At 60.4% G+C, this 21,856-nt stretch carries 22 protein-coding genes and 2 pseudogenes; 14 read left to right on the top strand and 10 right to left on the bottom strand.

The annotated features are described in order from the left end of the window. Nucleotides 1-20 precede the first annotated feature (20 nt). Nucleotides 21-716, bottom strand: a pseudogene (locus HU722_RS29320) (methyl-accepting chemotaxis protein); the annotation flags it as partial. A 259-nt stretch (nt 717-975) separates the two neighbouring features. On the opposite strand from HU722_RS29320, the gene HU722_RS22910 reads away from it, so the two are divergent. Then, the gene (locus HU722_RS22910; RefSeq protein WP_065875391.1) at nt 976-1,995 is read left to right on the top strand and encodes a transporter; all 1,020 of its coding nucleotides are present in this window, start codon (nt 976-978) and stop codon (nt 1,993-1,995) included. 139 nt (nt 1,996-2,134) lie between these two features. Further along, on the top strand, nt 2,135-3,751 hold the full coding sequence (locus HU722_RS22915) for an inorganic phosphate transporter (RefSeq protein WP_065875390.1): 1,617 nt from the start codon (nt 2,135-2,137) through the stop codon (nt 3,749-3,751). Nucleotides 3,752-3,875: 124 nt separating this feature from the next. On the opposite strand, the gene HU722_RS22920 is transcribed toward HU722_RS22915, so the two are convergent. Genes HU722_RS22920 through HU722_RS22930 form a run of 3 tightly spaced genes read right to left on the bottom strand, consistent with a single transcriptional unit; the run spans nt 3,876 to nt 6,542 of the window. Next, the gene (locus HU722_RS22920; RefSeq protein ID WP_065875389.1) at nt 3,876-4,850 is read right to left on the bottom strand and encodes a 5-oxoprolinase subunit C family protein; all 975 of its coding nucleotides are present in this window, start codon (nt 4,848-4,850) and stop codon (nt 3,876-3,878) included. Then, nucleotides 4,847-5,725, bottom strand: a complete 879-nt coding sequence (locus HU722_RS22925; RefSeq protein WP_065875388.1) for a 5-oxoprolinase subunit B family protein — start codon at nt 5,723-5,725, stop codon at nt 4,847-4,849. The genes HU722_RS22920 and HU722_RS22925 overlap by 4 nt, the downstream gene beginning before the upstream one ends. A gap of 58 nt (nt 5,726-5,783) precedes the next feature. Next, a complete protein-coding gene (locus HU722_RS22930) occupies nt 5,784-6,542 on the bottom strand; it encodes a 5-oxoprolinase subunit PxpA (protein WP_065875387.1) in 759 nt (252 codons plus the stop codon). A 121-nt stretch (nt 6,543-6,663) separates the two neighbouring features. On the opposite strand from HU722_RS22930, the gene HU722_RS22935 reads away from it, so the two are divergent. Next, entirely contained in the window at nt 6,664-7,581 is a 918-nt protein-coding gene (locus HU722_RS22935; RefSeq protein ID WP_065875386.1) for a LysR family transcriptional regulator, read from the top strand. Here the strand turns inward: HU722_RS22935 and HU722_RS22940 are convergent. Beyond that, nucleotides 7,578-8,474 carry a LysR family transcriptional regulator gene (locus HU722_RS22940; protein WP_065875385.1) on the bottom strand — a complete coding sequence of 299 codons (897 nt, stop codon included), beginning with the start codon at nt 8,472-8,474 and terminating at the stop codon, nt 7,578-7,580. The two genes, HU722_RS22935 and HU722_RS22940, sit on opposite strands and share 4 nt — an antisense overlap. Before the next feature lie 105 nt (nt 8,475-8,579). Here HU722_RS22940 and HU722_RS22945 point away from each other — a divergent pair, with 105 nt between their 5' ends. After that, nucleotides 8,580-9,338, top strand: a complete 759-nt coding sequence (locus tag HU722_RS22945; RefSeq protein WP_065875384.1) for an SDR family NAD(P)-dependent oxidoreductase — start codon at nt 8,580-8,582, stop codon at nt 9,336-9,338. Here HU722_RS22945 and HU722_RS22950 read toward each other — a convergent pair. After that, nucleotides 9,295-9,756, bottom strand: coding sequence for a multidrug/biocide efflux PACE transporter (locus HU722_RS22950; protein WP_065875383.1), 462 nt, complete (start codon nt 9,754-9,756; stop codon nt 9,295-9,297). The two genes, HU722_RS22945 and HU722_RS22950, sit on opposite strands and share 44 nt — an antisense overlap. 89 nt (nt 9,757-9,845) lie before the next feature. Here HU722_RS22950 and HU722_RS22955 point away from each other — a divergent pair, with 89 nt between their 5' ends. Then, complete coding sequence (locus HU722_RS22955) at nt 9,846-10,700, top strand: LysR family transcriptional regulator (RefSeq protein WP_065875382.1); 855 nt, start codon at nt 9,846-9,848, stop codon at nt 10,698-10,700. A 47-nt stretch (nt 10,701-10,747) separates the two neighbouring features. On the opposite strand, the pseudogene HU722_RS22960 reads toward HU722_RS22955, so the two are convergent. Continuing rightward, nucleotides 10,748-10,984, bottom strand: a pseudogene (locus tag HU722_RS22960) (SRPBCC domain-containing protein); the annotation flags it as partial. A 139-nt stretch (nt 10,985-11,123) separates the two neighbouring features. Between HU722_RS22960 and HU722_RS22965 the strand changes: the two are divergent. Further along, complete coding sequence (locus tag HU722_RS22965; RefSeq protein WP_065889882.1) at nt 11,124-11,612, top strand: GNAT family N-acetyltransferase; 489 nt, start codon at nt 11,124-11,126, stop codon at nt 11,610-11,612. Nucleotides 11,613-11,632: 20 nt separating this feature from the next. Then, a complete protein-coding gene (locus tag HU722_RS22970; RefSeq protein ID WP_065875381.1) occupies nt 11,633-12,238 on the top strand; it encodes a pyridoxamine 5'-phosphate oxidase family protein in 606 nt (201 codons plus the stop codon). Nucleotides 12,239-12,280: 42 nt separating this feature from the next. Here the strand turns inward: HU722_RS22970 and HU722_RS22975 are convergent, their stop codons facing one another. Then, nucleotides 12,281-12,763, bottom strand: coding sequence for a GyrI-like domain-containing protein (locus HU722_RS22975; protein WP_049711832.1), 483 nt, complete (start codon nt 12,761-12,763; stop codon nt 12,281-12,283). A gap of 196 nt (nt 12,764-12,959) precedes the next feature. On the opposite strand from HU722_RS22975, the gene alaC reads away from it, so the two are divergent. After that, a complete protein-coding gene (alaC, locus tag HU722_RS22980; protein ID WP_186753121.1) occupies nt 12,960-14,171 on the top strand; it encodes an alanine transaminase in 1,212 nt (403 codons plus the stop codon). A 155-nt stretch (nt 14,172-14,326) separates the two neighbouring features. Here the strand turns inward: alaC and HU722_RS22985 are convergent, their stop codons facing one another. Both HU722_RS22985 and HU722_RS22990 read right to left on the bottom strand, forming a co-directional pair. After that, nucleotides 14,327-15,679, bottom strand: coding sequence for a GntP family permease (locus tag HU722_RS22985; protein WP_065875379.1), 1,353 nt, complete (start codon nt 15,677-15,679; stop codon nt 14,327-14,329). 83 nt (nt 15,680-15,762) lie between these two features. Then, nucleotides 15,763-16,296 carry a gluconokinase gene (locus HU722_RS22990; protein ID WP_065875378.1) on the bottom strand — a complete coding sequence of 178 codons (534 nt, stop codon included), beginning with the start codon at nt 16,294-16,296 and terminating at the stop codon, nt 15,763-15,765. A 212-nt stretch (nt 16,297-16,508) separates the two neighbouring features. Here HU722_RS22990 and gntR point away from each other — a divergent pair, with 212 nt between their 5' ends. The 6 genes from gntR (at nt 16,509) to HU722_RS23020 (ending at nt 21,830) form a co-directional block, all read left to right on the top strand. Then, nucleotides 16,509-17,540, top strand: coding sequence for an HTH-type transcriptional regulator GntR (gene gntR / locus HU722_RS22995; protein WP_175405776.1), 1,032 nt, complete (start codon nt 16,509-16,511; stop codon nt 17,538-17,540). Between the two features lie 153 nt (nt 17,541-17,693). After that, the gene (locus HU722_RS23000) at nt 17,694-18,119 is read left to right on the top strand and encodes a DUF6252 domain-containing protein (protein WP_139114530.1); all 426 of its coding nucleotides are present in this window, start codon (nt 17,694-17,696) and stop codon (nt 18,117-18,119) included. A 137-nt stretch (nt 18,120-18,256) separates the two neighbouring features. Continuing rightward, on the top strand, nt 18,257-18,889 hold the full coding sequence (locus HU722_RS23005; protein ID WP_065875375.1) for a glutathione S-transferase family protein: 633 nt from the start codon (nt 18,257-18,259) through the stop codon (nt 18,887-18,889). Between the two features lie 15 nt (nt 18,890-18,904). Further along, nucleotides 18,905-19,642 carry an NAD-dependent epimerase/dehydratase family protein gene (locus HU722_RS23010; protein WP_065875374.1) on the top strand — a complete coding sequence of 246 codons (738 nt, stop codon included), beginning with the start codon at nt 18,905-18,907 and terminating at the stop codon, nt 19,640-19,642. Nucleotides 19,643-19,784: 142 nt separating this feature from the next. Then, a complete protein-coding gene (locus tag HU722_RS23015) occupies nt 19,785-21,200 on the top strand; it encodes an MFS transporter (RefSeq protein WP_065889889.1) in 1,416 nt (471 codons plus the stop codon). 132 nt (nt 21,201-21,332) lie between these two features. Then, the gene (locus tag HU722_RS23020; protein WP_065889890.1) at nt 21,333-21,830 is read left to right on the top strand and encodes a hypothetical protein; all 498 of its coding nucleotides are present in this window, start codon (nt 21,333-21,335) and stop codon (nt 21,828-21,830) included. Nucleotides 21,831-21,856 lie beyond the last annotated feature (26 nt).

Here is a 21,856-nt window from a genome sequence, read left to right on the forward strand (position 1 = left end):
GCCACGCGCTCGGCGAAGCGACCGTGGCTCAGTTGCGTCACGTAATCGATCAGGCTGCGGATCGGCAGGATCAGGTTACGGTTGATCAACCACAGGCTGAACAGACCGATCAACACACCGGACAGCAACATAACCGCCAGGCCCACCAACACGGTGCGCTCAGCGTAGGCGCTGATGGCTTTGGATTGTTGGCTGCCTTGCGCACGCAGGTCGTTGACCAGTGCACTCATCTGCTCGCTGGCAGCGCGGTCCACGCCCTTGACCGCCGTGTCGCCAGCGGTTGCATCGCCGCCCGCGGCTACGTAGGCATCGCGGCCCTTCTGGTAGGCCACGCCGAGTTGCACGTGTTCCTGGCGCAGGGTTTCGATACGCCGGCTCAGGGTCGGGTCGCCGATGGTCTGGGTGACCAGCCGCGTGAGGATGCCTTGCACATCGCGCTGGCGGTCCTGGAACTGGCCCCAATATTTCTCCATGTCCTGAGGCTGCTTGCCGCGTAGCAGGACGTTTTTCCATTCCTGCACCTGCACTTTGAATTGCAGGTTGGCCTCGTCAATCATCTGTGAAGTCAGTAACGGCCCATCAATCAAACTGCGATAACTCTGCACCCCGTTGGACAGGAAGTTGAAACACGCCAGGGCGATCAGCAAGATCGCCAACAGGCTGCCACCGAGCAGCGACAGGATTTGTGCTCTCAAGGAGGTTCGCAAAACATTCATCGGGGAAAAGCCTCGATACAAGGAATTGGTGCGTGCACGCCTAACGTCCTTGTTGTTAAAGCACCGCCCATCCACAGCGGTTCATAACGCCCTGAATCGGCCGAGCTAGAGGCTTCTTGAACGGTTGCTGACAAACGGTCAAATAAATGTCACCGCAACGAAATAATTCCAGAATCGTCACAAAACTGTCATTTCCCCTTGCAATGATCGCCCACGCGACCTGTGAAACGTCCTACAGGCCATTTCTCTGCGAGCCTCCATGAACCACAGCATTGATCACAGCCACCAGGATCCCGATCTGTTTGGCTTGCTCTACGGTTTCCGTTTTCGGCCCGGTGAGAAGGGCGAGCAGATAGATTCGGCCACGGCGCTTCAGGCCCTGCAGCAACCGGCCGACCCGGAAGAGTTTTTGTGGCTGCACCTGAACCTGGCCCACGCGGCGTGCGAACGCTGGATGCAGGCACACCTGGACCTGCCGGAAGAGTTCTTCGAAGCCCTGCATGAAGGTTCGCGCTCCACGCGTATCGAACATGTCGACTCGGCCTTGCTGGCCGTGGTCAACGACGTGGTGTTCAACTTCAGCAGCATGGTGTCGTCGGATATTTCCACGCTCTGGGTCTGCGCCCGCAGCCGTCTGTTGATCAGTGCGCGCCTGCAACCGCTGCACTCGGTGGACAAGTTGCGCTCATCGGTGAAAGCCGGTGAGCGCTTTCGCTCACCGCTGGCCCTGCTGGTGCACCTGCTGCGCGACCAGGGTGAAGTACTGACGCAGATCGTGCGCAAGACCAGCATCAGCGTCGACCATATCGAAGACCAGTTGCTGTCCTCGCGCTTGTCCACCAACCGCGCCGAACTGGGTGCCGCGCGCCGGGTGCTGGTGCGCCTGCAACGCCTGCTGGCGCTGGAGCCGGGCTCGCTGCTGCGCCTGCTGAATCGCCCGCCGCAGTGGCTGCAAAAGGAAGACGTGAAGGAATTGCGCAAGTCCACCGAGGAGTTTGCGCTGATCATCAACGACCTGATGGCCCTGGGCGAACGCATCAAGCTGTTGCAGGAAGAGATCGCGGCCAACCTCAACGAGCAAAGCAACCGCACGTTGTTCACTCTCACCGTGGTGACGGTGCTGGCATTGCCGATCAATATCATCGCCGGTTTTTTTGGGATGAACGTCGGGGGCGTGCCGCTTTCACAGGATCCGGAGGGGTTTTGGATATTAGTGGCGTTGGTGGCGACCTTCACGTTAATCGCCGGACGCTGGGCATTCCGCAAATTCTCAAGCTGAAATGAGATCAACCGTGGGAGCTGCGGTGCTTTATGGACCGGCGGCAAATCCAATTCCCTAAACACTGACCTGCGGCAGCATCTCTGTAACATTCTGCAATGACTATGAACGGCATCCTCACAACACTGGATGCTCCGGCATGGCCACCCCTTCCTTGACTGCCTCCACCCACACCTCAGTTGCAGACCCCAAACCCAGGCTGGACAAGAAACCCAGCCTGGTGACGGTGATCATCTTCTTCGCCGTACTCGCCATGGGCCTGTTGTTTACCGCCTACAGCCTGATGCATGACATGCACGAAATGGGCGCGCAACTCACCACCTGGACACCGTTCCTGCTATTGGGCGTAGCGCTGTTGATTGCCCTGGGGTTCGAGTTCGTCAACGGCTTCCACGACACCGCCAACGCGGTGGCGACGGTGATCTACACCAACTCGCTGCCGCCCCATTTTGCGGTGGTGTGGTCGGGCTTTTTCAACTTCCTCGGCGTGCTGCTTTCCAGCGGTGCGGTGGCGTTTGGCATCATTGCGCTGCTGCCGGTCGAGCTGATTTTGCAGGTGGGCTCATCAGCCGGTTTTGCGATGATCTTCGCGCTGTTGATCGCCGCCATCCTGTGGAACCTCGGCACGTGGTGGCTGGGGTTGCCGGCGTCGTCTTCCCACACGCTGATTGGCTCGATCATCGGCGTTGGCGTGGCGAATGCCTTGATGCACGGGCGTGACGGCACCAGCGGTGTGGACTGGAGCCAGGCGATCAAGATCGGTTACGCCTTGCTGCTCTCGCCGCTGATCGGCTTTGCGTTTGCGGCGATGCTGTTGCTGGCCCTGCGCGCCTTCGTCAAGAACCGCGCGCTGTACAAGGCGCCGAAAGGCGACACGCCACCGCCGTGGTGGATCCGCGGCATGCTGATCGCCACCTGCACCGGCGTCTCCTTCGCTCACGGTTCCAACGATGGGCAGAAAGGCATGGGCCTGATCATGTTGATTCTGGTCGGCACGCTGCCGATGGCCTACGCGCTGAACCGGGCGATGCCCGCCGAGCAGTCGTTGCAGTTCGCGGCCGTGGCCGAAGTCACCCAGGTCGCCCTGGTAAAAAGCGCGCCGCAAGCGCTGACAGGCGACCCGCGTCCGATCCTCTCGACCTACGTGCGCACCAAGGAAGCCACGCCGGAACTGGTGCCCGCCCTCGCCGCGCTCGCCGGGCAGATCGGGGATGAAGTCAAAGGCTACGGTTCCCTGGCCAAAGTGCCCGCCGAAGCCGTCGGCAACGTACGTAACGACATGTACCTGACCAGCGAAACCATTCGCCTGATGGACAAGGGCAAGGTCGGCAATTTCGACGCCGACACCCAGGGCAAGCTGCAACTGTTCAAGCAACAGATCGACAGTTCCACACGCTTCATTCCGCTGTGGGTGAAAATCGCCGTGGCCATCGCCCTGGGCCTGGGCACCATGGTGGGCTGGAAGCGCATCGTGGTGACAGTCGGCGAGAAGATCGGCAAGACGCACCTGACGTATGCTCAAGGCGCCTCGGCCGAGATGGTGGCGATGCTGACCATCGGCGCGGCGGACATGTACGGGTTGCCGGTGTCGACCACGCATGTGCTGTCGTCGGGTGTGGCAGGGACCATGGTGGCGAATGGCGGTGGGTTGCAGATGCGCACTATCCGTAATTTGCTGATGGCGTGGGTGCTCACATTGCCCGCGGCCATTCTTCTTTCGGGCAGCCTCTACTGGCTGTTCACCAAACTCTTCTGACACAACTCAGAGCAAAAATGTGGGAGCTGGCTTGCCTGCGATAGCGGATTAACATTCAACACATTTGTTGACTGAAAGATCGCCATCGCAGGCAAGCCAGCTCCCACAGTGGTTTTGCAGGTATTCAGTTGTTGAAGAGTCCAGTCATCGCTTTGACGCGTTTCTTGTACACCCGCCGCGCCTCCAGTGCTTCCTCCAGCGTCACCGCCACAAACCCCGCCCGCTGGTTCGGCTGCATCTGCCCGATCAAGTCCAGATCGGCACTGATCACCGTGCCAATCATCGCGTACCCACCGCCCGACACCGCGTCCCGATGCAACACGATCGGCTCCAACCCGGCCGGCACCTGGATCGAGCCGATCGGGTAGCAACTGTCGACGATATTAGAAGGATCGGAGCCCGCGCCAAACGGCTGCTCCCGTGGCTGAAAGCTCAGCGCACTGCCGCCTTTGAAGCGATAGCCGATGCGGTCGGCTTCGGAACCCACTGTCCAGGGCTCGGCAAAAAAGCTGTTTTTGGCCGCATCTGTCAGCCGCTCGTAATACAGCCCCGGCACCACGCGCAGGGTCACATCACCGCCCACCGAACGGCGCAACGCCATCGGTAAACTGTCGCCCGCACGGCCCGTACCACTGGCGTCACCGATGGGCAATTCGTCGCCTTCCTGCAAGCGCCGACCGTGAAACCCGCCGAGTGCGCCGAGGGTGTAAGTCGAACGACTGCCGAGCACCAACGGCACGTCAATACCACCGGCCACCGCGAGATACGTCCGCGCGCCGGCCTTGGGAAATTCAAAGCGTAAAACCTGCCCGGCGCGCACCTGGAACGCGGTGTCCTGGTGCACGACTTCACCGTCCAGGCGCGGCGACATCAAGGCACCGCTGAGTGCCACCAACGCGTCCTGTTGAAACGCCAGTTCGGGGCCTATCAGCGTGCATTCCAACCCCGCCGCGCCGACCGGATTGCCCACCAGGTGATTGGCTGCGCTCAATGCATATTGGTCCAACGCACCCGACGGCGGGATGCCCAAGTGGTAATAACCTTCGCGGCCAAGGTCCTGCACGGAGGTGGCGAGGCCGGGTTTGAGCACCTTGATCATGCCAGCGCCTCCTGCAGGGATTTCGGATAACCCATGGGGTCGGCGAGAAAGGCGTCGAGGGAAAATTCCACCGGGCGGATGCGCAGGTCGAAATGTCCTGCGTCCACTTCGGCCACCGCCAGGTCGTAGGCGTCACGGTCCATCGGTTTGAACTGCACGATATCGCCGGGACGGAAGAACACCATGTGTTCCTTGAGGTACGCCAATTGCTGCGCCGGGTCGTAGATCGGCGCCGGGGTCACGCCGAACATCTGGTAGCCACCTGCGCCGCGTACCGAGTAGATGCAGCCGAAACAGCCACCATGGCCGAGGGTCAATTTGGGTGTGTCGGTGCGCGGCCGCAGGTACTTGGGCACCTGCAATTGACGCTCGCGCTCGACCATCTGGAACATGAACGGCAAGCCCGCGACAAAGCCGACCATCGACACAAACCACGGCGCGCCACTGTGGGCGGCGATAAACGCATCCACATCGGCCAGGCCATTGATACGCGCCGCGTACTCAAGGTCGGTGCCGCTGGGGTCTTGGTGGCGGTCGCGAAAGCGCATCAGGGTTTCATGGGTCCAGGGGTCGTTGTAGAGCACCGGAATTTCAATGATGCGCGTGTGCAGGGTGCGTTCGGCCACGGCCTGGGCTTCGGCGGTCTGCACCGCATCGAGCAATACATGGGGCGCGATGCGGTCGGGGTCGAAGCGAATCTGGAACGATGCGTTGGCCAGGCACACGTCCAGCACGCCCTCCAGCGCCAGGCGCTCCACCGCACGCGTCACGGCCATGCCTTTGAAAAAGGCCTCCAGCGACATACTCTCGCTGACCTCGGCAAACAGGTGTTCATCACCGCCGAAGCTGTAGCGGATGGGGGACGTTTCAGCCATGTCTGTTCCTCTTGGAATCATTGTAGAAAGGCAGGCGAAAAAAAATGATGTTTCGATCTTATTGAGGTGTTTTGACGGTGATGCCCGCTTGGTCCAGGGCTTCGCGGGTCGCCTCCACCAGTTCAAGCGCGCCGGGCGTGTCGCTGTGCAGGCAGATGGAATCGAATTCGATAAACAAGTCTTCGCCTTCTACGGTGCGCACCAGACCGGTCTGACACGCACGCAGGACTCGCGCCGCCACGGTCGCCGGATCCAGCGCCCGCACATTGCGCGTAAACACGATGGAGCCCGTCAGATCGTACTCACGGTCGGCATAAAACTCGCGCACCACCGGCTGCCCGAGTTCCTGGGCGACGCGCCAGATCACTGAGTTGGGCATGCAGTACAGCAGCAACGTCGGCTCGATGATTTGCAGGTTTTGCACCAGCAGCCGCGCGGCTTCTTCGTCGCGGGCGAGGTGCATGTACAGCGCGCCATGGGGTTTGATGTGTTGCAGGGTCATGCCCTGGGCGCGCGCGATTTCACGCAGCGCGCCGAGCTGATAGAGCATGTCGTCCACCAGCTCCTGGGCCGGCGCGTTGATGTGGCGCCGGCCGAAGCCGACCAAATCACGGAAGCCAGGGTGCGCACCGATAGCGACGCCCAGTTGCTTGGCACGCTCGACGGTACGGCGCATGGTGCCTGGGTCACCGGCGTGAAAGCCGGTGGCGATATTGGCCGAGCTGATATAAGCCATCAGCTCCGCGTCGACGCCGTCGCCAATGGTCCAAGGGCCGAAGCCTTCGCCCATGTCTGAGTTGAAATCCACTGCCTGCATCAGGGTCGCTCCGCCAAAAGGTGATGTTGGAAAGTAGGCTGCCGCTTGACCCCTTGGGAAGATCTATTATCAGATGACCCATCTTCTGAAAATCAGATAGCCCTACGTTTTGGAGAGGCAGATGTCCCTGACCTTGCGCCAAGTCCGCTATTTCGTCGCCACGGCTGAGATTGGCCAGATTTCCCAGGCGGCGATTCACCTGAATATCTCCCAATCGGCAGTGACCACGGCGATCAAGGAATTGGAGGCCATGCTGGGTGTGCAACTGTTCGTGCGCTCGGCCCAGGGCATGAACCTGACCGACGCCGGCCGGCACTTTCTCAACCGCGCCTATGTGATTGTGCGCAGTGTCGATGATGCGTTGAACAGCCCGTTGCCCGACTACCGCGCCAGTGGCGTGTTGCGCCTGGCGGCCAGCTACACGGTGCTCGGCTACTTCCTGCCCCACCACCTGCAGCGCATGGAACACTGGCACCCGGACGTGACCATCGAGGTCTTTGAACAGGAGCGCCAAGCCATCGAACAAGGTTTGCTCGACGGCCAGTTCGACATGGCGGTGGTGCTCACCGCCAACCTCACCCACCCGGATATCGTCTCGGAAATCCTGTTCAATTCGGAACGTCGCCTGTGGCTGCCCAGCCATCACCCCCTGTGCGAACGCGGCGCCGTGAGCTTGGCGGATGTGGCCCAGGAACCCTACATCCTGCTCACCGTCGACGAGGCCGAACACAGCGCCATGCGCTACTGGGAACAGGCCGGGCAAACGCCAGGGGTGCGGCTGCGCACCAGTTCGGTGGAGGCGGTGCGCAGCATGGTTGCCAATGGCAGCGGTGTGGCGATCCTGTCAGATTTGGTGCACAGGCCTTGGTCACTGGAAGGCAAACGCATCGAAACCCTGACCGTCACCGACCCGGTAACGCCCATGAGCGTCGGCCTGGCCTGGCACCGTGAGCGTGCGTTTACCCCGGCGATGCAGGCGGTGCGCGATTACTTCCACGACGCGTTCCTGGCGCCGCAGCAGTTGTCGGCACGACGCTAAAGCCGGGCTTGCAAGGTGGCGGCAAGCCAGTCCATGAATACCCGTACACGCTGCGGCAAATGTCGCTGGCCGGCGTAAAGCAGCGAGACATCCAGCGGGGGTGCCGGGTAGTCCGGCAATAGCGCCACCAACTCACCGCTGTCCAGCAGGTCACGAATGCCCAGCGCCGGTACCTGGGTAATGCCGAAGCCGCCGAGGCACGCCGCCCTGTACGCATCGGTGCTGTTGACCGTCACCCGCCCGGCCATGGGAACGCGCTGCACCTTGTTGCCCTGCACGTATTCAAAGCCCGCCGAGCGTGAGCCCAACGGCCGCACGTAATGCACCAACTGATGCTGCGCGAGGTCGGCCAGGGTCTCGGGCACGCCGTAACGTTGCAAGTACGCCGCGCTCGCGCAGTTGATCATCGGCAGGTTGCACAGCAAGCGTGCCACTACGGTCTGGTCCGGTTGTGCGCCGACGCGCAGCACGCAATCAAAGCCTTCCGCGAGCAGGTCGACCTGACGGTCGGTGGTGCTGATTTCCAGCTCGATCAGCGGGTGCGCGTCCATGAATGCCGGCAGTTGCGGCAGGATCAATTCCCGCGCCATCACGTTGGGCATGTCCACACGAATACGCCCGCTCAGCTGCGCTTCGTCCTGGCGAAACAGCCCTTCCAGTTCCTCCATGTGCGACAACAAATCCTTGCTGCGCTCATACAACACGCGGCCGTCCTGGGTCGCCTGGACCTTGCGCGTGGTGCGTTGCAGCAGGCGAGCGCCGAGCAGTTCCTCCAGCGCCTGCACATGCTCGGAAACGGTTGAACGCGGCAGGCCCAGGCTCTCGCCTGCCTGGGTAAAACTCGACAGTTCGGTGACGCGCACGAAGGTGCGCAGCAGCTCAAGTTTGTTCATGGGATTGTTCGCTCTATCCGGCCAGTGATTCCGGTTTAACCCTGTTTATCACGTTATGACCGGACAAATACACTCAGTCTCACCACTACTTCAGAGGACTTCACCATGACCCGTAAAATCGCATTGATCACCGGCGCCAGCCGTGGCCTGGGCAAAAGCGCCGCACTGCACCTGGCGGCGCAAGGCGTCGATATCATCGGCACTTACCACAGCAAGGCCGACGAGGCGCAGGCCGTGGTCGCGCAGATCGAACAATTGGGTGGCCGCGCGGCGATGCTGCAACTGGATGTCAGCCAAAGTGCGAGCTTCAATGAGTTTGTTGGCAGCGTCGGCGATGTGCTCAAGGCGGTTTTCGCACAGGATCACTTCAACTTTCTGGTCAACAACGCCGGCATCGGCGCCCACGCCAGCTTTGCCGACACCACTGAAGCGCAGTTCGACCAATTGGTGGCTATCCACTTCAAGGGGCCGTTCTTTCTTACGCAAAAACTGCTGCCGCTGATCCGCGACGGTGGCCGCATCCTCAACATCTCCAGCGGCCTAGCGCGGTTCAGCCTGCCGGGCTATTCAGCGTACGCGTCGATGAAAGGTGCGATGGAAGTGCTCACGCGCTACCAAGCCAAAGAGTTGGGCGTTCGTGGTATCACCGTCAACATCATCGCGCCTGGTGCCATTGAAACCGACTTCGGTGGTGGCGCCGTGCGCGATAACGCTGCCCTCAATACCATGGTCGCCAACAACACCGCCCTGGGCCGAGCCGGCTTGCCGGACGACATCGGCGGGGCGATTTCGAGTTTGCTGGCCGACGGCAGCAACTGGATCACCGGTCAGCGCATTGAGGCTTCGGGGGGGATGTTTCTTTAAGCCCCAGGAGCTTCTCGCGCAGCACGTCATAGCCCCAGTGATACACATAGGTGTACGGCAGGAAAAACAGCAGTACACCTATGTCGAGGATGAACGCCTGGATCAGGCTGATGTTCAGCCACGCCGCGATCAGCGGCACACACACCAGAATCAGCCCGCCTTCAAACAGCAACGCATGCAACACCCGCGTCCACGGCGTGTTGGCCAGTTGCAGGCGCGCTTTGAGGCGGTCGAACAGGCCGTTGAAGATCACGTTCCAGGTCAGCGCGATCAGGCTGATCGCCAGGGTGACCATGCCCATTTCCAGGGCGGGCTTGTCCATGATCCACGCCAGCAATGGGGTGCAGATCAACAATGCCAATCCCTCAAAACCGATGGCTTGGCAAACACGTTCAGTAACCGACTTGGTAGGGCTCATAACCAGCGCTCTGTGAGTGACGAGGGTTGCCATGTTTACCCTTTGACTCGATACTTCATAACCAATAACCATCGATCAAGGCGATAGTCATGGCCTCCCATGAAGTGCTGCAGGCGTTCGTACAGGCAGCTACGCAAGGCTCGTTTTCCGCAGCGGCGCGCAAGCTGGGCAAGAGCCAGTCCACCGTCAGCGCGGCAGTGGCGAGCCTGGAGATTGATTTGGACGTGGTGCTGTTTGACCGCACTAGCCGCAAGCCGACACTGACCCCGGCCGGCCATGTGTTGCTGCAACGCGCCGAGCAGGTGCTGGAGGCCAGCAGTCGTTTGGAACTGGCGGCGAGCCAACTGGCCCAGGGGTTGGAGCCTAAGCTGACCATCGCCATGTCCGATACTTACCAGTCCGATCGCTTCGAGGTCGCGCTCAGCGCCTTTGAGCAGCGTTACCCGGACCTTGAACTGGAATGCCTGATCGCTGAGTGCGAGGACTTGATGGCCTTGGTGCAAAGTGGCCGTGCGCACCTCGCTTTTATTGAAAAACAGGATAACTACCCGCCTGACCTCACCGGCGCGCCGGTAGCAGAAAGCACGGAAATCTCACTGTTCGTCGCGGCCAGGCACCCACTGGCCAAACTGAAAAACATCCCCGCCGACACGCTGCAGCAGCATCGCGAACTGCGCCTGGCCAGCATCATCAACCCGACTGAAACCCGCCCCAGCGGCCGCGTGTGGTCGGCGCCGAGTTACTTGATGTTGATGGAGATGGCGCAACTGGGCTTCGGCTGGGCACCGCTGCCGCGCTGGCTGGTGGAGCGTTTTGATGGCGGCCAATTGGTGGAGCTCAAAGCACGCAGTTGGCCGCGCTCGGTGGCGGTGGACGCGTTGTGGTCGCGGCAGCACCCGCCGGGGCCGGCGGGGAGTTGGTTGTTGGGCAAGATGCTCGAGTGATCCCGACCAGACAATGAAGATCAAATGTGGGAGCGCCTACCGTTAGCTCAATCCCTCATGCCTTCGGTGACCAGCGTCACCAGCCGATCCAGGCTCTGGCCCCAGCCGTCATGAAACCCCATGGCCTCAGGGGCTTTTTTATCTTCAGCGCTCCAGTGCATGGCGCGGGCGGTGTAGAGGGTCTTGTTGCCGTCGACCTCTTGCAGGGTCACTTCAGCGGTCATGAACGGCTTACCCGACGGGATCCAGCCCGGCGTAAACGCGTCGGTAAACACCAGGCGCCGTATTGTTGTGTTCAGAGATTCAATGGGCGCACGGGGCTCACTATAGTTCGCGTCGCTCAAGGTTTCCGGTCGACCCGACAGACGCCAAACCCGCTAGAATCCCCGCCTCTTTGTAGGATTTCGGATGCACCCCCCCCCCATGGAAACCCGCCTCGTCCCCTATGAGACGCTGAGCCTTGTACAGAAACAGCAGCTCGACACCCTGCAAGTGCATCCCGAGCAACTGGCGTATTCCGGTGATATCTACTGTGCGCTGAACAGCCTGCTGGTCAATCCCAATCCCGGCGCGATCAAAGGCTTCGCCCTGCTCGCCGACGACCAGCCCGTGGCCTTCCTGTTGCTCAAACGCCCACCTTGCCTGCCCCATTGGGCGCATGAACACAGCGCGACGCTGCATGCATTGCAGGTGGACCGGCACCAGCAAGGGCGCGGATTCGGCAAGGCGTGTTTGCAGGCGTTGCCGGCGGCGGCATTGCAAGCGTGGCCACAGATCAAGGGCTTGGAGTTGTCGGTGGACGCGGACAATGTGGCGGCGATGCGGCTGTATCTGGCAGCAGGCTGGGTGGACAGTGGGGAGGCGTACAAGGGGCGGATTGGGTATGAGCGCCGGTTGGCGTTAGTATTTTGAACGGTAAGGATGTGGTAAGCATGCTGACAACCCTCGAACAACTCGACACCCTCTACGGCCTCCCCCACGAGCGCGCCGTGCGCAAGGAAATCCCGTTTCTCAACGAGGACTACCAGGCCATGGTGCGGGCGTCGCCGTTGGTGGTGGTGAGTTCGTCCGGGCCGGACGGCATCGACGGTTCGCCACGCGGCGATGTGCCTGGGTTTGTGCGGATTGTGGATGAGCGCACCCTGGCGATTCCGGATCGGCCGGGGAACAACCGCGTGGATACCTTGCGCAACCTGATCCAGGACCCGCGGATTGCCTTGCTGTTCATCATCCCGGGGATTGGCGAGACCTTGCGCGTGAATGGCCGGGCGCAGATTTCCATCGAACCTGCGCTGCTGGAGAGCTTTGCGGTGAATGGCAAACCGGCGCGGTCGGTGATACTGGTGCAGGTGGAGGCCGCGTATTTCCACTGTTCCAAGGCGTTTGTGCGCTCGGATTGCTGGAACCCAGAGAAACAGTTGGACCGCTCGGCGTTGCCGTCAGCGGGGGCGTTTCACAAACGGCTCAATGATGGGCAGTTCGACGCCGAGGCGTATGACCGGGAGATGCCGGAGCGGGTCAGAAATACGTTGTACTGATATCCCGCAGAAGCCGGCTAGCCGGCTTCTGCAAGGCGGTCGTCAGCCTCTTTCGCCAACCGGCAACCAGATCTCCACCGTCCCGGTGCCTTTGCGCCCATCAAAATCCGCGCTATACCGCTCGAAATCCGCGCCCATCACCTTATAGCCCGAATGGGGCAGCCATTCGAACATGATGCGCTCGTAGGTTTGCTCAAGCGCCTGCACCGGCCCGTAATGCGGGAACACGGCATAGTTGAGCGGCGGAATTTCGATAGACTCGAAGTTGCCCGGCACTTCGGCTTTGCTCGGGACTTCAACACCGGCCATGTAATCGAATTCGCCGTGATGGGGGTTATGGCAAACGCCATACGTCACCCCGCCAACGCGCTGCTTGATGTCCTTGATGCAGGTATCGAACAACTCCCAAAGCTTGGGGATATCACCCACGGTGGCCTTTGAATAACGCCCTTGTACGCCGGCAATCACCAGGGCCTTGCCCGCTTCCATGCGCGGTTCTAACGGTTGTTTTGTCTGCTGATCCATACGAACAGTCTCCTTCTTATGAGGGAACAAACCCGCATCGAGTATAGGGGCATATCCGTATTGGACTCCATGCAGAAAATTTTCCTACGCATCTGGACAACTGGCCATCACCGACCGTATTGTCTGCCCCGCAGGCCACCGCAGTGGCCGACGTCGCTCGGACGGTTCCGGGCGCTTACGTACCCTCGAGGCAACAATGGCTGACCAAGGTTTGCCGCGCCGCTTTGCGCGCATAGATCGACTCCCCCCTTACGTGTTCAATATCACTGCCGAGCTGAAGATGGCTGCGCGTCGGCGCGGCGAAGACATCATCGACTTGAGCATGGGTAACCCTGACGGCCCGACCCCACCGCATATCGTGGAGAAAATGGTCACCGTCGCCCAGCGTGAAGACACCCACGGCTACTCCACCTCCAAAGGCATTCCGCGCCTGCGCCGGGCGATTTCGCGCTGGTACAAAGACCGCTATGAAGTGGACATCGACCCAGAAACCGAGGCCATCGTGACCATCGGTTCCAAGGAAGGCCTGGCGCACTTGATGCTGGCCACCCTGGACCAGGGCGACACTGTTTTGGTGCCGAACCCGAGCTACCCGATCCACATCTACGGTGCCGTGATTGCCGGCGCCCAGGTCCGCTCGGTGCCGCTGATTCCTGGCGTGGACTTCTTCGCTGAACTGGAACGGGCGATTCGCGGTTCGATCCCCAAACCGAAGATGATGATCCTGGGCTTCCCGTCCAACCCCACTGCGCAGTGCGTGGAGTTGGATTTCTTCGAGCGCGTGATTGCGCTGGCCAAGCAGTACGACGTGCTGGTGGTGCACGACCTGGCCTACGCCGACATCGTCTACGACGGCTGGAAAGCCCCGTCGATCATGCAGGTACCGGGCGCCAAGGACATTGCGGTGGAGTTTTTCACCCTGTCCAAGAGCTACAACATGGCCGGCTGGCGCATCGGTTTCATGGTGGGTAACCCGGAACTGGTCAACGCCCTGGCGCGGATCAAGAGCTACCACGACTACGGCACGTTCACCCCGCTGCAAGTGGCGGCGATTGCGGCGCTGGAAGGCGATCAGCAATGCGTGAAGAACATTGCCGAGCAGTACCGCCAGCGCCGCAATGTGTTGGTCAAGGGCCTGCATGAGCTGGGTTGGATGGTGGAAAATCCGAAGGCGTCGATGTACGTCTGGGCGAAAATCCCCGAGCAGTATGCCGCCATGGGTTCGCTGGAATTTGCCAAGAAGTTGCTGCTGGAAGCCAAGGTGTGTGTGTCGCCGGGGATTGGGTTTGGCGAGTACGGGGATGATCATGTGCGCTTTGCACTGATCGAGAACCAGGACCGGATTCGCCAGGCCGTGCGCGGGATTCGCGGGATGTTCCGGGCGGATGGCCTGGTCACCAAGGCCTGACCCAATCTCCCTGAAGAAATGCGGTCAAACATGTGGGAGCTGGCTTGCCTGCGATAGCATCACCTCGGTGTATTTGCTACACCGAGGTGCCTGCATCGCAGGCAAGCCAGCTCCCACATTTGATCGGGTTACCACAGGGGTAACGGTGGTGCGGCTTACACCACCAACGACAACAGCATGATAAAGATCAACGCCACGATCGACAGAATCGTCTCCATCGCCGTCCACGTCTTGAACGTCTCAGCCACGGTCATGTTGAAGTACTGCTTAACCAGCCAGAACCCCGCATCGTTGACGTGAGACAGGATTAACGAACCCGCCCCTGTCGCCAACACCAGCAGCTCACGGTTAACCCCTGGAATCATGCCTACTACCGGCACCACAATGCCCGCGCCAGTAATGGTCGCCACGGTGGCCGAGCCCGTCGCGACGCGAATCACCGCCGCCACCAGCCACGCCAGCAGGATCGGGTTGATCTGCGCGTTCACCGCCATATGGCCAATCACGTCGCCCACACCGCTGGTCACCAGCATCTGCTTGAAGCCACCACCGGCACCGATGATCAGAATGATCGCGGCGGTCGGCGCAAGGCTGGCGTCGAGCAGCTTGAGGATTTGCTTGGAGTGAATGCCTTGGCGATGGCCGAAGGTATACAGCGACAGCAGCAACGCCAGCAGCAGCGCAGTGATCGGGTGACCGATCATGTCCATCCAGTTGCGCACCACGTTGCCTTCGGCAAACGCGATGTCGGCAAAGGTTTTGAGCAGCATCAGGAACACCGGCAGCAGCACAGTGACCAGGGTGATGCCAAAGCTCGGCAACGACTTGTTATCGGTCTCGCGGGCCAGTTGGTCGACCAGTTCCTGGGACGGGTTGCCCGGGATGTACTTGGCGATAAACGTACCGAAGATCGGGCCTGCGATGATGGCAGTCGGCAGTGCGACGATCAGGCCGTACAGGATGGTCTTGCCGATGTCCGCGCCAAACACGCCGATAGCCAGCAGCGGGCCCGGGTGTGGTGGCACCAGGCCGTGTACCGCCGACAGGCCGGCCAGCAGCGGGATGCCGATCTTGATCAGCGACACGCCGGTGCGGCGCGCGACGATGAATACCAGCGGGATCAGCAAGACAAAACCGATCTCGAAGAACAGCGGGATACCCACCAGGAACGCGGCAAACATCATGGCCCACTGGACCTTGTCCTTGCCAAAGGCGCGGATCAGGGTCTGGGCGATCTGATCGGCACCGCCGGATTCGGCCATCATCTTGCCGAGCATGGTGCCCAGCGCGAGGATGATGCCGACAAAGCCGAGCACCCCGCCGAAACCGTCCTGGAACGCCTTAATGATCTTGTCCACGGGCATGCCCGAGGTCAGGCCGAGGAAGCCGGCCGCGATGATCAGTGCAATGAACGGGTGCACCTTGAACTTGGTGATCAGAACGATCAACCCGATGATAGTGACCACTGCGTCTAGCAGCAGGTAGGACTCGTGGGACATGCCAAACATGGGGGGTCTCTCCTGTTTGTTGTTGTTATTAAAGCGGGTGTTGAATCTTTCGCCGGGGATAGCGCTATCTTTCCGGCAAAAAATTATCGGGTTCGTTCAAAGCCGTGTTGCAGCCACCAAGTGTTGGTCTGCTCGGCCAGTTCCTCGATGCTGTCTTCGCTGGCGTTGAGGGCCAGGGTCAGCGGTTCGCCTATCGGCGATTCAAGGGTGGCGAACTGGCTGTCTATGAGGCTGGCCGGCATGAAATGGCCGGGGCGATGGGACACGCGGTCGGCGGCCACTTCGCGGGTCAGCTCCAAAAAGACAAACCCCAGGCCCGGCGCGGCTTCGCGCAGGTGGTCGCGGTATTTTTTCTTGAGTGAGGAGCAGGTGAGCACCGGGTGTTCGCCGGCCTTGAGCGAACGGCGCAGTTCATCGCACAGGATGTCGAGCCAGCCGGCGCGGTCGTCGTCGTCGAGGGGGTGGCCAGCGCTCATCTTTTCGATATTCGCGGCGGGGTGAAAGCTGTCGCCTTCAATGGCGGTGGCGCCGTTCAGCCGGCACAGGGCCTCGCTGACGCTGGTCTTGCCACAGCCGGCAACACCCATGATAACCAGGGCGGTAACAGGTTGACTCATGAAACACCTCAGGACGCAGATAGCGCTACCTTTGCACGCTGTAAGGCTAGTGCAAAAACAGGCTTTTCCCGCGCCTCTTGTCTTTTTTTATGGAGTGACGCGTGCATCCGCTCCAATCATTCGAACGGGATCAGGCAACCCAACGTTCAAGCATTTGCAGCCGTTTGGAGACAGCGCTACCTTAGTGCCTCGATTTTTGTTTGGCAAGCCGCCTGATGACCTCTAAGAACGATAAAAAATTGCGCACCACGGGTCGCCCGACCCTTAACGAAGTCGCCCGCCTGGCCGGCGTCAGCCCGATTACCGCGTCGCGCGCCCTGCGTGGCATCAGCACCGTCGCCACCGAGCTGGTGGAAAAAGTGCAGCAAGCCGCCGCCGAACTCAACTACGTGGTCAACCCCGCCGCCCGCGCCCTGGCCTCGGCACAGAGCCATTCGGTGGTGGTGTTGGTGCCGTCGCTGTCCAACCTGCTGTTCATCGAAACCCTCGAAGCTATCCACCAAGTGCTGCGGCCCAAGGGTTTTGAAGTACTGATCGGTAACTTCCACTATTCCCGTGACGAAGAAGAAAACCTGCTGCGCAACTACATGGCCTACCAGCCACGTGGATTGCTGCTCACCGGGTTCGATCGCACCGAAAGCGCCCGACGGATGGTCGAGGCCAGCAACGTGCCCTGCGTGTACATGATGGACCTGGACCCGAATGCCGGCGTGAACTGCGTGGGTTTCTCGCAACTGGCGGCGGGTGAAACGGCGGCAGCGCATTTGCTGTCCCGTGGGTACAAACGCTTGGCGTACATCGGTGCGCAACTGGACCAACGCACTTTGCTGCGTGGCGAAGGTTTCCGCCGGGCGCTGCAACAGGCCGGCCTGTATGACCCGGCGCTGGAATTGCTGACACCGCGGCCCTCTTCGGTCGGCTTGGGTGGCGAGCTGTTTTTGCAGCTGTTGGCCGCCCATCCGGATGTGGATGCGATCTTCTTTGGCAACGACGACTTGGCCCAAGGCGCGCTGCTGGAAGCCATGCGCCATGACATCAAGGTGCCGGAGCGCGTCGCGGTGCTGGGTTTCAACGATCTGCCCTCCTCTTCTTATATGGTGCCGCGCCTGAGCAGCATCAGCACGCCGCGTGAAGCGATTGGCCGGCGCTCGGCGGAGCATTTGCTAACGATCATGGCGGGTAACAAGATCGCCAAGCCGGTGGTGGATATGGGGTTTGAGTTGCAGGTGCGCGAGAGCACGTAAGCGCTTTGCGGCGTGCATTCTGAGCCAAAACACAGCAGGTTGTACTCTTCTGACCTGTCAACTTTGACAGTAGGCAAGCACCGGTGGGCGCCTTATAAGTACATCCTCAAGGATATTTCCTGACACTTGGTTCTCACTGAAAAGGGTCTTGCCATGTACTCGCTCATCTCCAATAAAACGCTATTCGCCAAAGGTGTGATCGGCTGCAATGCATCGGTTACACCCCTCCCATTCACCTCAGACTCAGTGGATCTTCAAGACGCGAGCAATACCCAATTTGTAGTCGTTGGCAGCGACAAATCAAAGGATCGAGTTTTATTCATCTACCTAAACAAAAATATCTCCCCAGGAACCTACAACATTGGGCGAGACGAGGAAGTGTTTGCCTATTATTATCATCGTTACTCAGGCTTTGGATGGAGCTACTTTGCGGACAGTGGAACCTTCACGCTATTAAGTGTTGATTTTGCCAACTCGCTATTGGATGGGACTTTTAGCTTCAACGCGCCAGGCATGGAAGGTGAACCGGAAATGAAGATAACAAACGGTGTTGTTAAACTTACTGGCTCTTCACTTTGAAGAAGTATTTTTATTCATTTGACGCGCTAAGGGCCCTTCGCTTGCCAGAGAGCTCTTAACGCCAGCGCCTTACGACGGTCTCGCGCCACCCGCATGTCCCTGCTAAATTGGCTGCTCTCCATCGCAAGGGAAGCACCATGGGACACTCACTGAAAATCCTCGGCCGTACGTCCTCCATCAACGTGCGCAAAGTGCTGTGGACCTGCCAGGAACTCGGCATCGACTACACCCGCGAAGATTGGGGCATCGGTTTCAAGCCTACCCAGTCTGCTGAATTCCTCGCCCTGAACCCCAACGCCCAGATCCCCGTGCTGATCGACGACCACGGCGTGCTGTGGGAATCCAACACCATCTGCCGCTACCTCGTGAACCTCTACCAACGGCATGACCTGCTGCCCGCCGAACCTGCACCGCGGGCCCGGGTCGAGCAGTGGATAGACTGGCAAGCCATCGAACTCAACCGCGCCTGGGGCGATGCGTTCACGGCCTTGGTGCGTAATAACCCGGATGGTCTGGACGCCGCGCAGATCGACGCTGCTGTGCAGGTTTGGAACGACAAGATGGGCATTCTGGAGCAACAGCTCGTTCGCACAAACGCTTACGTGGCCGGTGATGAATTCACCCTCGCCGACATCCTGATCGGGCTGTCGGTGCACCGCTGGCAGATGACGCCTATGGCACGCCCGCCCTACCCGGCTATTGGCGCGTACTACCAGCGGCTGAGCCAGCACAAAGGCTTCCAGACTTTTGCCCTCGACGGCCATAACTAAAATAAGGACTCCACCGTGAAAGGACTCAACGTACTGCTCACCGGCGCCTGCGGCAGAATCGGCAAGACGTTTTTCGAGGCCTCGAAAGACCGCTACCGTTTCACCCTCACAGACCGTATCGCGCCGGATGTCGACCTGGGCGAGCACCGTTTTGTGCACGCCGACCTCAGCGACCCATCCAGCCTCGCCGCCCTGCTCGACGGCATCGACGTAATCGTGCACCTGTCAGGCATTCCGCACGCCAGCGCGTCATTCGACGAATTGCTGCCCAACAATATCCTCGCCACCACCTACCTGTTCGAAGCCGCCGTGGCCGCCGGGGTAAAACGCCTGGTGTTCGCCAGCAGCGCCCAGACCATCGAAGGCTATCCGGTAGACCGCCAGATCACCCCTGGCATGCAGGTGATGCCCGCCAACCTGTATGGCGTGAGCAAATGCTATGGCGAAGCACTGTGTGGTTACTACGCAGCCAAAACGCCACTTTCGACGATCGCCCTGCGCATCGGCGCCTTTGAATTTCCCGAAACCCACGACCTGAACAACGCCCGCGACCTCAGCGCCTGGCTCAGCCCGCGTGATGCGGTGCAGTTGCTGCAGCGCTCGGTGGAGGCTGAAGGCGTGAAGCACCTGATCGCCCATGGCATATCCAATAACCGCTTCAAGCGCCTGGACCTGAGCGAAACCACACGCGTGCTGGGTTACCAACCGGTGGACGACGCCTTCCAGACGTTTGAAATACCCGTAACCTACTGAGGCTCTGCGCCATAAAACCTTGAAAGATAGAGCTTTGGCGCAATAAATCGGTGAATGTGCGGCCAAACAAGCTCAACTTCACAAGCACCGATTTCCGTTAGCCCGCTAAGATTCCAGGTCACTGCCCCTGGAATCGCCTCCCATGTCCACACTCACCGCCTCTGCCGCCGACGGCATCGACCCCCTCCGTGCAGCTCATATCAGCGCGCGCATCGACCGCCTGCCCGCCGTTGCGACGGTCTGGCGCCTGGTGGCGCTGCTGTCGATTGGTGGCTTTTTCGAGCTGTATGACCTGTTCCAGACCGCCTATATCAGCCCCGGCTTGATCAGCGACGGGATTTTCCATACCGGCAGCGCGGGCGTATTCGGCTTCTCCGACCAGGCCGCGTTCGCCTCGGCAACCTTCCTTGGCCTGTTCCTCGGCGCCAGCCTGCTCAGCCCCATCGCCGACCGCTATGGTCGGCGGGCGATCTTCACCTTTGCGTTGATCTGGTACACCGTCGCCACCGTGCTGATGGGTATCCAGACCTCCGCCGTGGGCATCATCTGCATGCGTTTTCTGGTGGGGATTGGCCTGGGCATTGAGCTGGTGACCATCGACGCCTACCTCTCGGAACTGGTGCCCAAGCGCATGCGCAGCTCGGCGTTTGCCTTCGCGTTCTTTATCCAATTTCTGTCAGTGCCAGCCGTGGCATTGATGTCGTGGTGGCTGGTGCCGCAAGCGCCGTTCGGCGTGTCCGGCTGGCGCTGGGTGGTACTGTCGAGCGCGGTGTTTGCGTTGTTTATCTGGCAACTGCGCAAACGCCTGCCGGAGTCGCCGCGCTGGCTTGCGCAAAAGGGCCGCTTCGAAGAAGCCGGTGCGATCATGGATAACCTTGAGGCGCGCTGTCAGAAAGATCACGGCAAACCACTGGACGAGCCTGAGCCGGAAGCCGTCAGCGTGCAGGGCAGTGGCCGTTTTGCCGATATCTGGCAACCGCCGTACCGTCGCCGCGCGTTGATGCTGATTGTGTTTCATGTGTTTCAGGCCATCGGCTTTTTCGGCTTTGGCAATTGGTTGCCGGCGCTGCTTTCGGGCCAGGGCGTCAGCGTGACCCACAGCTTGCTCTACGCCTTTATCATCACCCTCGCCTACCCGCTGGGGCCGTTGCTGTTTGTGAAAGTGGCCAACCGCTTTGAAAACAAATGGCAGATCGTCGGCTCAGCCATGGGCGCGGTGATCTTCGGCAGCCTGTTCGCGCTGCAGACCACGGCGGTGGGGCTGGTGATCTGCGGGGTGATGATCACGTTCTGCAATGCCTGGCTCAGCTTCAGCTATCACTCGTACCAGAGCGAGCTGTTCCCCACCAACATCCGCGCGCGGGCGGTGGGGTTCTGTTATTCGTTCAGCCGCTTGTCCACGGTGTTCAGCAGCCTGTTGATCGGTTTTATCCTTGAACACCTGGGCACGCCAGGGGTGTTGGCGTTTATTGCCAGCAGCATGTTGATCGTGATGATCACCATCAGTTGGTTCGGGCCGCGTACGCGTAATTTGGCATTGGAAAATATCGCCCATTGACGGCAACAGTTGGCCGCCTGCGGGACAATGCTTGCCGCGGCGGCCACGTCATCCCCAACAAAACCGGGCGCTTCGCACCCGGCACGCTATTTGCTCCACCTGTGGCACCGAACATTCCACAGGTGACCGATCATGCTGGTTAACAACAACACCCAAGCCGTGTCGACCGTTCAACAGATCAAACGGCCTGATATGGACCCTGCCAACGCCGCTGCCAGCGCGCTGTACAGCGGTGCCCTGCAGGCGGCGCAGCAAAGCGTGACCGTGCCGGCCGCGCAAAAGGAACTGGACAAGGCCACCGACCGTATCGACGAAGCCTTCGCCAAGACCCGCGTGCAACTGCAGACCTCCGCTTCGGCCTCCGATGTGCCCGCGACCAGCGCTACCTCCGGCGCGCGGGCGGATTTTACCGACTACATGAGCAAGACGCCGGCCGAGCGTATCCGTGAGCAATTGCTCAAGGAACAGGGTTTGACCGAGGCGGATGTGCAGAACATGTCGCAGGAAAAGCAGGACGCTATTTCCAAGCAAGTGGCTGAGCGTTTGAAGCAGCAACAAGAGCAGCAGGTAGCGGCGAAGACAGCTGAGCCGCAGGCGCGGGCGGTGAAAGAAACCCTGGCCGCGATCTAAGCCACACCACTGATCAAATGTGAAAG

Origin of the sequence: Pseudomonas tritici, assembly GCF_014268275.3 — a bacterium.
In the GTDB taxonomy this organism is placed as follows: Bacteria; Pseudomonadota; Gammaproteobacteria; order Pseudomonadales; family Pseudomonadaceae; genus Aquipseudomonas; species Aquipseudomonas tritici.

Coding starts and splice junctions, on each gene's coding strand:
- alaC (WP_186753121.1), top strand. CDS start 12,960: ATGGCTGACCAAGGTTTGCCGCGCCGCTTTGCGCGCATAGATCGACTC.
- HU722_RS22975 (WP_049711832.1), bottom strand. CDS start 12,763: ATGGATCAGCAGACAAAACAACCGTTAGAACCGCGCATGGAAGCGGGC.
- HU722_RS22925 (WP_065875388.1), bottom strand. CDS start 5,725: ATGGCTGAAACGTCCCCCATCCGCTACAGCTTCGGCGGTGATGAACAC.
- HU722_RS22950 (WP_065875383.1), bottom strand. CDS start 9,756: ATGAGCCCTACCAAGTCGGTTACTGAACGTGTTTGCCAAGCCATCGGT.
- HU722_RS22940 (WP_065875385.1), bottom strand. CDS start 8,474: ATGAACAAACTTGAGCTGCTGCGCACCTTCGTGCGCGTCACCGAACTG.
- HU722_RS23020 (WP_065889890.1), top strand. CDS start 21,333: ATGCTGGTTAACAACAACACCCAAGCCGTGTCGACCGTTCAACAGATC.
- HU722_RS23015 (WP_065889889.1), top strand. CDS start 19,785: ATGTCCACACTCACCGCCTCTGCCGCCGACGGCATCGACCCCCTCCGT.
- HU722_RS22955 (WP_065875382.1), top strand. CDS start 9,846: ATGGCCTCCCATGAAGTGCTGCAGGCGTTCGTACAGGCAGCTACGCAA.
- HU722_RS22985 (WP_065875379.1), bottom strand. CDS start 15,679: ATGTTTGGCATGTCCCACGAGTCCTACCTGCTGCTAGACGCAGTGGTC.
- HU722_RS22990 (WP_065875378.1), bottom strand. CDS start 16,296: ATGAGTCAACCTGTTACCGCCCTGGTTATCATGGGTGTTGCCGGCTGT.
- HU722_RS22965 (WP_065889882.1), top strand. CDS start 11,124: ATGGAAACCCGCCTCGTCCCCTATGAGACGCTGAGCCTTGTACAGAAA.
- HU722_RS22930 (WP_065875387.1), bottom strand. CDS start 6,542: ATGCAGGCAGTGGATTTCAACTCAGACATGGGCGAAGGCTTCGGCCCT.
- HU722_RS23000 (WP_139114530.1), top strand. CDS start 17,694: ATGTACTCGCTCATCTCCAATAAAACGCTATTCGCCAAAGGTGTGATC.
- HU722_RS22970 (WP_065875381.1), top strand. CDS start 11,633: ATGCTGACAACCCTCGAACAACTCGACACCCTCTACGGCCTCCCCCAC.
- HU722_RS22920 (WP_065875389.1), bottom strand. CDS start 4,850: ATGATCAAGGTGCTCAAACCCGGCCTCGCCACCTCCGTGCAGGACCTT.
- HU722_RS22935 (WP_065875386.1), top strand. CDS start 6,664: ATGTCCCTGACCTTGCGCCAAGTCCGCTATTTCGTCGCCACGGCTGAG.
- HU722_RS22945 (WP_065875384.1), top strand. CDS start 8,580: ATGACCCGTAAAATCGCATTGATCACCGGCGCCAGCCGTGGCCTGGGC.
- HU722_RS23005 (WP_065875375.1), top strand. CDS start 18,257: ATGGGACACTCACTGAAAATCCTCGGCCGTACGTCCTCCATCAACGTG.
- HU722_RS22915 (WP_065875390.1), top strand. CDS start 2,135: ATGGCCACCCCTTCCTTGACTGCCTCCACCCACACCTCAGTTGCAGAC.
- HU722_RS22910 (WP_065875391.1), top strand. CDS start 976: ATGAACCACAGCATTGATCACAGCCACCAGGATCCCGATCTGTTTGGC.